Origin of the sequence: Streptomyces sp. CA-294286 (genome assembly GCF_050947155.1) — a bacterium.
GTDB lineage: Bacteria > Actinomycetota > Actinomycetes > Streptomycetales > Streptomycetaceae > Streptomyces.
The window spans coordinates 3,875,194-3,888,821 of sequence record NZ_CP192005.1; the positions used below are offsets into that span (position 1 = coordinate 3,875,194).

The window sequence follows — 13,628 nt, forward strand, 5'->3', positions numbered from 1 at the left end:
CGGGACGGGTTGTGCCGGTCGTGCCGGGTCGGGTTGGGCGGGATGTGGCGGGACGGGTTGTGCTGGTCGTGCCGGGTCGGGTTGGGCGGGGTGTGTCGGGACGGGTTGTGCTGGTCGTGCCGGGCCGAGTTGGGTGGGATGTGCCGGGCGCGCTGCTCGCTCAGGAGCGGGTGGGGCCGGATGTGCCGGGCTGGTCCGGACGTGGCGGGTCGGCTTGTGCCGGTAGGGCCGGTAGGGCCGGTAGGGCCGGTCGGGCCGGTCCGGATGTGTCGGTTCGGGACGGCTGCCGTTGGCCGACCCGGCGCACCACTCCGCCCCGTCCCGTGCAAAGTTGGCCGACACACGACACCCCCGACCGGCTCGCAGCGCCACGAGCAACCACGGTGCGGCCCGCACCGCCACAAACAGCCACGTGACCGGCCCGCACCGCCACGAGCAGTCACGTGACCGGCCCGCACCGCCACAAACAGCCACGTGACCGGCCCGCACCGCCACGAGCAGCCACCTGACCGGCCCGCACGGCCACGAGCAGCCACCTGACCGGCCCGCACCACCACAAGTAACCAAAGACCCGCAATCCGGTCATTTGCTGCCCATCATGGAGGAAGCCCGAAAGAGGGTTCATGCCTCGGGCCGGAGTGGGAAGTCCCAGTGCGGACCCTCGCGTCGAGCGGATCCGAAGATGTGCCAGAGTTGCCACGTCCGGGCCGGGAGCACGTACCGTACGGCGCAACAGGGCGGGACACCGGGAAGGGGCAGCTGGGTTGACCACGCACGCAACGCAGGCGGCGCAGGCCGTGACGCTGCCTGCCTCGCTGGAGGAGGCCGTGGCGGCACTGACCGCCATGCCCGCCGCCGTGCCCGTCGCGGGCGGCACCGACTTGATGGCCGCCGTGAACTCCGGGCACCTCAGGCCCTCCGGACTCGTCGGCCTCGGCCGGATCAGTGAGATCCGCGGATGGCAGTACCAGGACGGTCACGCCCTGCTCGGCGCCGGCCTCACCCACGCCCGGATGGGCCGCCCCGACTTCGCGGCGCTCATCCCCGCCCTGGCCGCGGCCTCCCGCGCGGCCGGCCCGCCGCAGATCCGCAACGCAGGAACTCTTGGCGGCAACATCGTCACCGCGGCCCCGACGGGCGACTCCCTGCCGGTCCTGGCCGCCCTCGAAGCCACTCTCGTCGTCGCCGGACCCGGCGGGCAGCGCGACATTCCGGTCTCCCACCTCCTCGCGGGCCGCGCGATGCTGGAGCCCGGCGAGCTCATCGCCTTCGTCCGTGCCCCGCTGCTGCACGCCCCGCAGGTCTTCTTCAAGGCCACCGGCCGCACCGGGCCCGGCCGCGCCACGGCCTCCGTAGCCCTCGTCCTGGATCCTGCCCGGCGTGCGGTGCGCTGCGCTGTGGGGGCGATCGCGCAGATGCCGCTGCGACCGCTGGAGGCCGAGGCATGGATCGCGTCGCTGGTCGACTGGGACGGGGAGCGCCGACTCGCCCCGGAAGCCTGCGAGGCCTTCGGCGAGTACGTCGCCGCCGCCTGTATCCCGGACCCGCCACGGCCCGACGACGGGGGCGAGGCCCCGGCGCTGGCCCCCGGCGTACTGCACCTGCGGCGCACGGTCGCCGCGCTGGCCCGACGAGCACTGGGGAGGGCGCTGTCGTGACGGACCGCAACATGGACAACATCGACCACACGGGTGGCCCTGACAAGACGGCCGATACCGGCAATACGGTTGATTCCGGCAGCGCGGTCGGTTTCGACGACGTTGCCGGGCCCGACGACAAGGGCGGCCCCCGCAGCGCGCTAGGCCCCGACCACCCGCGCCACCCGGGTCAGGACGACCCCGTCCCCCCGGCTCGGTCGGCCCACTCGGATCGCCCGGGTCACTTCGGCGACTCGGCGGACCAGATCGGCCACCAGGGCCGCCCCGGCCACGCGGGTCAGGCCGGCCACCCGGACCACCTCGGACACACCGGCCACCTCGACGGCACCGTCTTCGGCACCCCCGCGTCCCGTTACGGTTCCGGCCATGGCGCAGGACCGGCTCATACCCCCGCGTACGGCCCAGCACCCGGACTCGGGCCGTCCGGCTGGCAACCGACGCCGCAGAGCGGAGAATACGACGCTGACGCCACGGCGTTCGTCCAGCTGCCCGAGGGCCTGGACTTCTCCAGCACCGGCGACCCGCTCGCCGCACCGGGCCACGACTACGTTCCCCCGCACATCACGGCTCCGCTGGAGACCGGGACCTGGAACGTCCACCTCCACCAGGCCCCGCAGCCCTACCCGCCCCTGCCCCACGAGCAGCAGCCCCACGAGGCTCCGCACCACGATTCCCAGCAGCACGGCTTCCCTCACCACGCGGTGCAACACCACGCGGCGCAGCCGACGACGCAGCCGCACGAGCAGCAGCCCCACGAGCCCCAGCAGCCGTCGCCGAGCTGGCCGGTCGCAGGGCACGACGCGGGTGCCACGAGCCAGTGGAACTTCACCGACGCCTTCGGCGCCGCCCCCTCCGCGTCCGATGCCGCCGCCACCCCCTCGCGGGATTCCGCTCACGCCCACCAGCCCACCGGGCAGTGGACGATCCCGGTCGCCGAGGACGAGTCCCCGGACGACTCCGGTGAGTTCCCCGTCGCTACGGCCGCGCCCTGGCACGCCCCGGGAACTCCGACAACTCTGCCGGGCGGCGCTTCCGCCCCGTGGGCGCTTCCGCCCGAGCGGCCCACTGCTGCGGCAGAGGCCCCCGATGCCGCGTCCGGCGACGCGACGTCCACCGGTGGCGCGCCCATGGCTACCGTCTTCCCCGACGGCGCAGTGTCCCAGCGGCCTCAGCCCGGCGCACCCGAGTACGGCGGTGCCCATCCGTCCGCCGTTGCGGGGGGCGGCCCCGAACTCCCGGCGGACGAAGGCGGTCCCCGTCCCGGTGGGGCGGAGAACGGCAACCCCCGCCAGGGCGGCGCCGCGTCCGCGGAAGGGGACGGCTCCCACCAGGGCGGCGCCGGAGCTCCGCAGCCCGGGACGGACTCGGACCCTGAGCGGAACCCGGCAGCACCCACGGCCGTAGAGGCCGACGAAGACGTGAGCGCCGCCCCCGCCCCGGAAGGGGACGGCGACGGGGACGAGAGGCCCAGCGCCCCCGCCACCCGCGGCGACGACGAAGCACCGACGGCTGAGGCCCACCCCACCGGTCCCCGCCCCGCAGCACCCCAGGCCACCGGACCGCACCCCGAAGCACCCCGGGCCGCCGACGGCGGTTCCGACGACGCCCCGACGACCGAAGCGTCCGTCTCCGGCGCCCCGACCGCCGGAAACCCGGCACCGGACGCCCCGACCAGCGGCGTCCGGCCCGTCGGCGATGCGTCCGACGAAGCCGGGACCGCAGCGCCGACCGACGGCACGGCCGCTGCCCCGCCCGCCGAGGACCAGGCCGACGTCCGAGTCGACGTACCCGAGCCCGCCACCGTCCAGACCGCGGGGGCCAGCCCGCTCGTCGGCGGTGCGCACGGAGCTGACGGCGCCGACGACGCCGACACACATCCAGACCCGCACGCCGCCTCGCACCCGGCCCCCGGCACCGGCCGGTTCCCTGACACCGACCCGGCGGCTCCCGACGCCGACCCGGGCCTCGGACTCGACCACGGGCACGAACCGGTACCAGGGCACGGAGCCGACCACGGGCAGCGACTCGATCCCGAAGCCGGAGTTGTGGCCGGTGCCGGTGCCGGTGCCGGTGCCGGTGCCGGTGCCGGTGCCGACGTCGAACCGTCCTACGCCGCCCCTCACGAGCTTCCTCCGTACCGCGACGAGCCCAGCGAACACCCGCACGCGTCCTACGTGCTGCGGGTCAACGGCGCGGACCGGCCGGTCACCGAAGCCTGGATCGGGGAGTCGCTCCTCTACGTCCTGCGCGAGCGCCTCGGCCTCGCCGGTGCCAAGGACGGCTGCTCCCAGGGGGAATGCGGGGCCTGTGCCGTCCAGGTCGACGGCCGTCTGGTCGCCTCCTGCCTGGTGCCCGCCGCGACCACCGCAGGGTCCGAGGTCCGTACGGTCGAGGGCCTCGCCACCGACGGGGAGCCTTCGGACGTGCAGCGCGCCCTGGCCGGCTGCGGGGCCGTCCAGTGCGGCTTCTGCATCCCCGGCATGGCGATGACCGTCCACGACCTGCTCGAAGGCAACCACGCGCCGACCGAGCTGGAGACCCGGCAGGCACTCTGCGGCAACCTCTGCCGTTGCTCCGGCTACCACGGCGTACTCGCAGCCGTCCGCGAGGTCGTCGCCGAACGCGAAGCCGCCGCCGACGCCACGACCGCGCAGCACGTTCCGCACGACGAGGCCCGCATTCCGCATCAGGCGCCCCCCGGCGCGGGCGGCGCCCAGCACACCCCCCACCACCCGCACGACGGAGGCATGGCGTGAGCAACGACGCGGCCACCGCTGCCGCAGCGGTCGGCGGCACGCAGCAGGAACAGCCCCCCCACGGCCTCGGTGCCTCGCTCCCCGCAGCCGATACCCGCGCCAAGACCGAGGGCACCTTCCCCTACGCCGCCGACCTCTGGGCCGAGGGCCTGCTGTGGGCCGCCATCCTGCGCTCCCCGCACGCCCACGCCCGCATCGTCTCCATCGACACCAGCGCCGCGGAGGCCATGCCGGGCGTGCGTGCCGTCGTCACCCATGCCGACGTCCCCGGCGACCCGAACTACGGCCGCAAAGTCGTCGACCGTCCGGTGTTCGCCTCCGGCCTGGTGCGCCACCACGGCGAACCGGTCGCCGCAGTCGCCGCCGATCACCCGGACACCGCCCGGCTGGCCACCGCCGCGATCACCGTCGAGTACGAGGTCCTCGAACCGGTCACCGACCCGGAACAGGCCTTCGCCGCGGAACCGCTCCACCCCGACGGCAACTTGATCCGGCACATCCCGCTCAGCTTCGGCGACCCCGACGTCACCGGCGAGGTCGTCGTCGAGGGCCTGTACCGGATCGGCCGCCAGGACCCGGCGCCCATCGGAGCCGAAGCGGGCCTCGCCGTACCCCGCCCGGACGGCGGCGTCGAGATCTACACCGCTTCCACGGACCCGCACACCGACCGCGACCTGGCCGCTGCCAGCCTGGGCCTGGAACAAGAACGCGTGAAGGTCGTCGTCACCGGCGTGCCCGGCGCCATGGGCGACCGCGAGGACGCGGGCTTCCAACTCCCGCTCGGACTCCTGGCCCTGCGCACCGGATGCCCGGTCAAGCTCGCCGCGAACCGGGAGGAGTCCTTCCTCGGGCATGCCCACCGCCACCCGACCCTGCTGCGCTACCGCCACCACGCGGACGCCGAGGGCCGTCTGGTCAAGGTCGAGGCGCAGATCCTCCTCGACGCCGGCGCCTACGCCGACGACTCGTCCGAGTCACTCGCCGCCGCGGTCTCCTTCGCGTGCGGCCCCTACGTCGTCCCGCACGCCTTCGTCGAGGGCTGGGCGGTCCGCACCAACAACCCACCGTCCGGACACGTTCGAGGCGAAGGCGCCCTTCAGGTGTGCGCCGCCTACGAAGGCCAGATGGACAAACTGGCCGCCAAACTCGGCCTGGAACCCGCCGAGTTGCGCATGCGCAACGTGCTGGCCACCGGCGACCTGCTGCCCACCGGCCAGACCGTCACCTGCCCGGCCCCGGTCGCCGAACTCCTGCGCGCGGTGCGGGACTATCCCCTCCCCACCCTTCCGAAGGACTCGCCGGAAGAGGGCTGGCTGCTGCCCGGCGGCCCGGAAGGCGCCGGCGAGCCCAGCGCGGTGCGCCGAGGTGTCGGCTACGCCCTGGGCATGGTGCACATGCTCGGCGCGGAAGGCACCGACGAGGTGTCCACCGCCACGGTGAAGGTGCACGACGGCGTCGCCACGGTCATCTGCGCGGCCGTCGAGACCGGCCAGGGATTCTCGACGCTCGCCCGTCAGATCGTCCAGGAGACCCTCGGTATCGACGAGGTGCACGTCGCCGCGGTCGACACCGACCAGCCGCCCGCAGGCGCGGCCACCCACGGTCGTCACACCTGGGTCTCGGGCGGTGCGGTCGAACGGGCCGCGAAAATGGTCCGCACCCAACTTCTCCAGCCATTGGCCCACAAGTTCGGCATGTCCACCGAACTGCTCTCCATCGCCGACGGCAAGATCACTTCCTACGACGGCGTCCTGAGTACCACCGTCACCGAGGCGCTGGACGGCAAGGAACTGTGGGCCACCGCCCAGTGCCGCCCGCATCCTACCGAGCCCCTGGACGAGACCGGGCAGGGCGACGCCTTCGTGGGACTCGCCTTCTGCGCGGTCCGTGCGGTGGTCGACGTCGACATCGAACTGGGCTCCATCCGGGTCGTGGAGATGGCCGTCGCCCAGGACGTCGGGCGCATCCTCAACCCGGCCCAGCTCGCCGCCCGCATCGAGGCCGGTGTCACCCAGGGCGTCGGGGCGGCGCTGACGGAGAACCTCCGTACCCCGCGCGGTCTGGTCCGCCACCCCAACCTGACGCACTACGCCCTGCCGACGGCCCTGGACGCCCCGGACATCCGCATCGTCAAGCTGGTGGAGGAGCGCGACGTGGTGGCCCCCTTCGGCGCGAAGGCGGCGAGCGCGGTACCGGTCGTCACTTCGCCGGCGGCGGTGGCCTCGGCCGTGCGGGCGGCCACCGGACGCCCGGTCAACCGGCTGCCGATCCGGCCCCAGGCGGCCGTCAGCAACCCCTGACCTACGAGTTCCCCGGGCGGCGGGCCGGCCCCCCGGGGACGGCACGGCCGCGCGGGGCGGGCGCGCACTCGCTGCTGAACTCCCTATGCAGTTCGCAAGGAACAGGTCGTCGTCGCGACGTGCTCGCGGCGGAGAGATCCGCGAGTGGAACAGAGTGTGGCAGGCGGGTCTGACAATCGGGGTCCGCCCAGTTGCCGCAAGGAGTTGAGCCGGCCGGAACAGCATCCTCCGGCAGGCGCGGCCGGAGTCCCCCGGTCGGCCACTCGCGCCCCCTTGCCCCCGCCCGGTGCACAGGGTCACCATGCGGGGCTGCGCACGACTGGCTGGCGGGACTGAAGAGGCGCGAGGGACTCCATGAGCGCGACGCGTGACACGCGAAGGACGGATGAGACGCAAGGGGCTTCCGTGGCCACGGGGAAGGCCGGCGGGCCGGCCCGCCGGAGATTCGCAGCCCTCGCAGGCGCGGGAGTCGCGGCGATGCTCGTCCCCGGATCCGCCGCCGAAGCCGCCCGGCGCCCGGCCCGTCGGCCCCGGGGGCCCGGAGCCCCGTCGGACCCGGCGGCGTCGCGTCCCGCATACCTCGGTACGTACACCTCTCGGCCGGGTGGCGGGGCGGGGATCGGCCTCGCTTCGTATCTCCCCGGCACCGGGGAGATCGCTGCGACCGGAGTGATCGGAGGGATCGCCAATCCCTCGTACCTCGCTCTTTCCCCGAGCCGTCGGATGCTGTACGCGGTCGGCGAACAGGCGGAAGGAACCGTCACCGCTCTCCGTTTGCGTGCGGACGGGCCGCCGGAGCCGCTGGGCAGCCGCAGCACGGGCGGAGCGGATCCGTGCCATCTCTCGGTGCACCCCGGCGGAAGGTTCCTGCTGAGCGCCAACTACACGGGCGGCAGCATCGCGGTGCACCCCATCGGGCGTGACGGCTCGCTGGGCGCGGCCACGGATGTCGTGCGGCACCGGGGATCTGGGCCGGACCCGGAGCGGCAGGGTGCGCCGCACGCGCACATGGTGATCAGTGATCCCGCGGGGCGGTACGTCCTGGCCGTCGACCTCGGCACCGACACCGTGCACACCTACTGTCTGGATGACCGGAAGGGCATCCTCCGGGAGCGGGGCAGGGTCGCGACCCGGCCCGGCGCGGGGCCGCGCCACCTGGCCTTCCACCCCTCCGGAAAGTACGCCTACCTGGTCAACGAATTGGACAGCACGCTGGTGGTGTGCGGCTACGAGCCGCGCACCGGCAGACTGGAACCAGGGGCCCCGCAGGCCACGCTGCCTTCCGCGGTCCGCCTCGGCGAGCGCAACTACCCCGCGGGCGTCGTCGTTTCGGCCGACGGACGCTTCGTGTACGTGTCCAACCGCGGCCACGACAGCATCGCGGCCTTTGCCGTGCGGCTCGGTGGGGCCGGGCTCAGGCTGCTCGGCGTGACGCCGTCGGGTGGTGCCTACCCCCGGCACATCGCATTCGACGGGACCGGCACGCTGCTCTTCGCCGCCAACCAGAAGTCCGGATGCGTATCGACCTTCCGAGTGGACTGCCGTACCGGTCGGCTCGCACGGGTGAACGCGGCGCTGGCGGTTCCGGCCGCGGCGTGCGTATTGCCGCTCTGAGCAGGGGATTTGAGTTGCTCGAAATCGATTGTCAGTGGTCGGGTCTAGTCTTTTTCGTACGTCGATCCGCGAGGCTTTCCGCGCGGAAAGCCGCATGAGCGCCAGGGCCGCACGGGGTTCGGGAAGCCGCGTGGAGAGAGGGAAAGGAGAGAAGCGAAGAGGCCGTGGTCGGAATCGAACCGACGTGACTCGCTTTGCAGGCGAGCCCCTGAACCACTCGGGTACACGGCCGTGTACCTGTCCGTTCTTTGACAACTCCAGAACGGTAGAACGGAAGGGAAGACCCCCTCAAGAATCCCGGGGGTCCTGCCACACGACCGTCATGCCCCGTTGACAGAGCGCCGGTACGGGAAACCTCACAGCGCTCCGAGGAACGAGGTGACCGACGCGCGGAAGAGGTCGGGGTCGTCGACCCATGGATAGTGACCCACTCCGGGAAGACGCCGCCATTCGCCCCGGGGAAAGGAATCGGCGACCGTCTGCCCCACCCGCACACCTGTGATCGTGTCCAGTTCCCCCGTCACCACGAGGACCGGACAAGGCACCTCTCGCAGGTTGGTGAGGAGCGACAGCCGGGCCAGGTCGTCGACGCCCTGCGGGAATCCGGCCCGTGGAACCGGGTTGTTCTGGTCGTGTTCCGTCGCCGCATGGGCGCGCTGCGGGGCGTCCCACCGGGCGTAGGCCATCGGCGCGGCCTGCGCCAGCAAGGTCCGGACCTCCTCCGGCTCCGAGGCCGTGGCGAGGCGTCGCACGGCTGCCGCAGCGTCCGGCCACCACGGTTCGGTGCTGCGCGACTCGAAGACCTCCCGCGCGTCGTCCGGGAGCTCTCCTTGGGCGCGCTGGATGCGGCCCTCCGGACAGACGAGGACGAGGTGGCTCAGGCGCTCGGGGTACGACGCCGCGTACGCCTGCGCGGTGGCCGATGCCGCACCGTGGGCGAGCAGGGCGAACCGGTCCAGGCGGAGATGGGCACGCAGGGTTTCGAGGTCCTGGGCCAGTGCGGGAAACGCGTACCGGTCGGGGTCGTCGGACGGCGGCGAGTTGCCCGTGCCCCGCGCGTCGGGGATCACCAAGCGGTACGAGCGACCGAGGCCCCCCAGTCCGCCGAGGTAGGCGGCGTCCCGGCCGGGGCCGCCGGCCAGGCAGATCAGCGGGCTGCCGGCGGGGCCCAGCAACCGGAAGGAGAGGGCGGCGTCGTCGTACGAACGGTAGTGAGGCATGGCTGTACGTCTGCCCCGAACGGGCCGGGGCACCGGTCGCGCCCGGCGCCGGGCGTACGACCAAGGGCGGAGGCCGGACCCGTCGGGAGACAGGGTTCAACAGGCGAAACGCCCCTTACTCTGAGGGGATGACCGCCCTGGAGCCCCGCGACCCCGATGCTGCCGCGCCCGACATAGCCGTCCCCCCTTCCCCGAAGGGTTCCGGCACCACTGCGGGGTTGGACGTCTCAGGCGGCTCGGTCTCCGCGGCTTCCCACGCTCTTGAGGACGCACCGGAATCCGTGTCCCCCGCGGACCCGGGGAAGTCCCGGCCCGCCCGGGAGGGCGTGCTGGGCAGGACGCACCGCGCCCTGAGCATCGGCATCGTCTCGGTCGTCCTGCTGATCGCCTTCGAGGCCACGGCCGTGGGCACGGCGATGCCGGTCGCCGCACGCGAACTGCACGGCATCCCGCTCTACGCCTTCGCCTTCTCGGCGTACTTCACCACCAGCCTCTTCGCGATGGTGCTGTCCGGTCAGTGGGCCGACCGGAGGGGCCCTCTCGCGCCGCTGACCGCGGGAATCGTGGCCTTCGCCGCCGGTCTGGTGCTCTCGGGCACGGCGAGCACGATGCTGCTGTTCATCCTCGGCAGGGCCGTCCAGGGGCTCGGCGGCGGACTGGTGATCGTCGCGCTGTACGTGGTGATCAGCCGGGCGTACTCGGAACAGAACCGGCCGGCGATCCTCGCCGCGTTCGCCGCGAGCTGGGTGGTCCCGTCGGTGGTGGGGCCGCTGGCCTCCGGAGCCATCACCGAGAACCTCGGCTGGCGTTGGGTGTTCGTCGGCATCCCGGTTCTGGTGGTCTTCCCGCTGGCGCTCGCCCTGCCGGCGATCCGGCGGATGGCGTCCGGCCCGGCCGACCCGGACGCGCCGGTACCCCCCTTCGACCGGAAGCGGATCCGTCTGGCTCTGGCGATCTCCCTCGGAGCCGGACTGCTCCAGTACGCGGGCCAGGACCTGCGCTGGCTGTCGCTGCTGCCCGCAGTGGTGGGCGGGGCTCTGCTGGTGCCTGCGGTGCTCGGGCTGCTGCCCAGGGGGACGTACCGGGCGGCGCGAGGGCTGCCGTCGGTGGTGCTGCTGCGGGGCGTGGCTGCCGGGTCGTTCATCGCGGCTGAGTCCTTCGTACCGCTGATGCTCGTCACCGAGCGGGGGCTGTCGCCGACGATGGCGGGACTCTCTCTCGCGGTCGGCGGTGGAACCTGGGCATTCGGGTCGTTCGTCCAGTCGAGGCCCCGCATGGAGCCCTACCGGGAGCGGCTGGTGTCCTTCGGCATGGTGCTGGTCGCGGCGGCCATCGCGGCGGTGCCGACCGTCCTGCTGCCGTCGGTGCCGGTGTGGGTGGTGGGCGTCGCGTGGGCCTTCGGATGCTTCGGAATGGGCATGGTCATCGCGTCGACCAGCGTCATGCTGCTGAAGCTCTCCGCACCGGAGGAGGCGGGCAACAACTCCGCTGCCCTTCAGATCTCCGACGGCCTCTCCAACGTGATGCTGCTGGCGATCGGTGGCGCGGTCTTCGCGGCCCTCGGGGGCGGTTCGGTCGCCGCGCACTCGACGGTCGCGGGTGCGGGCGGCGGCTCCCACCCGACGGCCTTCGCGGCGGTGTTCCTGCCGATGGCGTGCGTGGCGCTGGCGGGGGCCTGGGTGGCCACGCGGCTGCGCGAGCGCTGAGAAGTAGGCACCGCCGGGCGCACCGTTCGGCACACCGGCTGCCGGGCCGGGTGACAGGACGAGCCTCACCGTCGGGAAGAGCCGGGTCGTCAAGACCAGCCTGGACGGCCACCCGCTCAAGCATGTCCGCGACTGTGAGCTGGGTCCCAACCGGCGCTCGACCGGACGTGCTCGCCACGCGTTACGGGTGGGACGCCGGTAAGGTGGCCCGGTTGTCCTACAGACCTCGGTCGGCGTTCCCGACCGGCCCTGTCGGCGACTGCCACGTACCCGACGCTGCGACCGGAGACCGTGACTACCACCACCTCCCACCACCTCTCACCCGCCTTCCCCGGCCGTGCCCCCTGGGGCACCGCCAACAAGCTGCGAGCCTGGCAGCAGGGGGCGCTGGAGAAGTACATCCAGGACCAGCCGCGCGACTTCCTCGCGGTGGCGACGCCAGGCGCAGGCAAGACGACCTTCGCGCTGACGCTCGCCTCGTGGCTGCTGCACCACCACGTGGTCCAGCAGATCACGGTGGTCGCGCCGACCGAGCACCTGAAGAAACAGTGGGCGGAGGCCGCTGCCCGGATAGGGATCAAGCTCGACCCGGAGTACAGCGCAGGGCCGCTGAGCAAGGAGTACCAGGGCGTCGCGGTGACGTACGCCGGTGTGGGCGTGCGTCCGATGTTGCACCGCAACCGGTGCGAACAGCGCAAGACGCTGGTCATCCTCGACGAGATCCACCACGCCGGTGACTCGAAGTCATGGGGCGAGGCGTGCCAGGAGGCCTTCGATCCGGCGACGCGCCGGCTCGCGCTGACCGGCACCCCCTTCCGGTCCGACACGAACCCGATTCCGTTCGTGCAGTACGAGGAGGGGAACGACGGGATCCGGCGTTCGTCCGCCGACTACACCTACGGGTACGGCAACGCCCTCGCCGACGGGGTCGTCCGGCCGGTGATCTTCCTCAGCTACAGCGGCAACATGCGGTGGCGCACCAAGGCGGGCGACGAGATCGCCGCCCGGCTCGGTGAACCGATGACCAAGGACGCGATCGGGCAGGCGTGGCGGACCGCGCTGGCGCCCACCGGCGAGTGGATCCCCAATGTGCTGGCGGCCGCCGACAAGCGGCTGACCGAAGTACGGAAGGGTATTCCGGACGCCGGCGGGCTGGTGATCGCCACCGATCAGGACTCGGCCCGCGAGTACGCCAAGATCCTCAAGAAGGTCACCGGGCAGAAGGCGACCGTCGTGCTCTCCGACGAGAAGGCGGCGTCGAAGAGGATCGACCAGTTCGCTGCGGACGACTCCCGCTGGATGGTCGCGGTCCGGATGGTGTCGGAGGGCGTCGACGTGCCCCGGCTCGCGGTCGGGGTGTACGCGACGACGATCTCGACGCCGCTGTTCTTCGCGCAGGCCGTCGGGCGCTTCGTACGGTCGCGGCGGCGGGGGGAGACGGCTTCGGTGTTCGTGCCGACGATCCCGATGCTGCTCGACTTCGCGAACGAGATGGAGGTCGAGCGGGACCACGTGCTCGACAAGCCCAAGAAGGGCGGCGAGGACGAGAACCCGTTCTCCGAGGAGGACAAGCTCCTCGCGGACGCGGAGCGGCTGGAGGACGAGGAGACCGAGGACCAGTTGCCGTTCGAGGCGCTGGAGTCCGACGCGGTCTTCGACCGGGTGCTGTACGACGGCGCCGAGTTCGGGATGCAGGCGCACCCGGGAAGCGAGGAGGAGCAGGACTACCTGGGAATTCCCGGACTCCTTGAGCCCGATCAGGTGCAGTTGCTCCTCCAGAAACGGCAGACCCGGCAGATCGCGCACAGCCGCCAGAAGCCCGCCTCCGAGGCGGACCTGCTGGAGAAGGCCGCGGAGGCCCGGCCGGTCGTCACGCACAAGCAGCTGCTGGAGCTGCGCAAGTCGCTGAACACGATGGTCGGCGCGTACGTCCATCAGAGCGGCAAGCCGCACGGCGTCATCCACACCGAGCTGCGGCGCGTCTGCGGTGGACCGCCCAGCGCGGAGGCGACAGCCGGACAGCTCAAGGAGCGGATCAAGAAGGTGCAGGAGTGGGCCACTCGGATGCGGTGAGTGCACGGCGGTGAGCGCACGGCGGTGAGGGGGCGGCCTGGGTCAGCGAGAGGAAAGCAGTCGGGGGCTGCTGGTGGGGGAGCCGGCGGGGTGGCGGCGGATGGTGGGCGGGTCGGGGACGCCCGGGGGCGCGGCGGATGGTGGATGGGTCGGGGCGGGCATATGCCCAGAAGTCCCGTCCCGTCGGGATTTTGGCCCGAAGCACGGGACGGGCGACGACGGGGGGAACCACTTCTCGCCTGCGCCCGGATTCTGGACGAGGTCTTCCGCTGAGCGGAGTGGATCGCTACCTTTCCGGCAA

The 13,628-nt window shown here is 72.5% G+C and carries 7 protein-coding genes and 1 tRNA gene; 6 read left to right on the forward strand and 2 right to left on the reverse strand.

What is annotated here, in order from left to right; all coding sequences use genetic code 11:
* Positions 1-764: 764 nt before the first annotated feature.
* The 4 genes from ACQPZG_RS21890 to ACQPZG_RS21905 all read left to right on the forward strand — a co-directional run bounded on the left by ACQPZG_RS21890 (position 765) and on the right by ACQPZG_RS21905 (position 8,328).
* A complete protein-coding gene (locus ACQPZG_RS21890) occupies positions 765-1,658 on the forward strand; it encodes an FAD binding domain-containing protein (protein WP_433547427.1) in 894 nt (297 codons plus the stop codon).
* Entirely contained in the window at positions 1,655-4,414 is a 2,760-nt protein-coding gene (locus ACQPZG_RS21895) for a 2Fe-2S iron-sulfur cluster-binding protein (RefSeq protein WP_433547428.1), read from the forward strand. The genes ACQPZG_RS21890 and ACQPZG_RS21895 overlap by 4 nt, the downstream gene beginning before the upstream one ends.
* A complete protein-coding gene (locus ACQPZG_RS21900) occupies positions 4,411-6,714 on the forward strand; it encodes a xanthine dehydrogenase family protein molybdopterin-binding subunit (protein WP_433547429.1) in 2,304 nt (767 codons plus the stop codon). The genes ACQPZG_RS21895 and ACQPZG_RS21900 overlap by 4 nt, the downstream gene beginning before the upstream one ends.
* A gap of 477 nt (positions 6,715-7,191) precedes the next feature.
* Positions 7,192-8,328, forward strand: coding sequence for a lactonase family protein (locus tag ACQPZG_RS21905; RefSeq protein ID WP_433547430.1), 1,137 nt, complete (start codon positions 7,192-7,194; stop codon positions 8,326-8,328).
* A 159-nt stretch (positions 8,329-8,487) separates the two neighbouring features.
* Here the strand turns inward: ACQPZG_RS21905 and ACQPZG_RS21910 are convergent.
* Both ACQPZG_RS21910 and ACQPZG_RS21915 read right to left on the reverse strand, forming a co-directional pair.
* A tRNA-Cys gene (locus ACQPZG_RS21910) sits at positions 8,488-8,559 on the reverse strand.
* A gap of 125 nt (positions 8,560-8,684) precedes the next feature.
* Positions 8,685-9,548: an alpha/beta fold hydrolase gene (locus ACQPZG_RS21915; RefSeq protein WP_433547431.1), complete on the reverse strand. Its 864-nt coding sequence runs from the start codon at positions 9,546-9,548 to the stop codon at positions 8,685-8,687.
* A 128-nt stretch (positions 9,549-9,676) separates the two neighbouring features.
* Between ACQPZG_RS21915 and ACQPZG_RS21920 the strand changes: the two genes are divergently transcribed.
* Both ACQPZG_RS21920 and ACQPZG_RS21925 read left to right on the forward strand, forming a co-directional pair.
* Positions 9,677-11,254, forward strand: coding sequence for an MFS transporter (locus ACQPZG_RS21920; RefSeq protein ID WP_433547432.1), 1,578 nt, complete (start codon positions 9,677-9,679; stop codon positions 11,252-11,254).
* Positions 11,255-11,545: 291 nt separating this feature from the next.
* The gene (locus tag ACQPZG_RS21925; RefSeq protein WP_433547433.1) at positions 11,546-13,327 is read left to right on the forward strand and encodes a DEAD/DEAH box helicase; all 1,782 of its coding nucleotides are present in this window, start codon (positions 11,546-11,548) and stop codon (positions 13,325-13,327) included.
* Positions 13,328-13,628 lie beyond the last annotated feature (301 nt).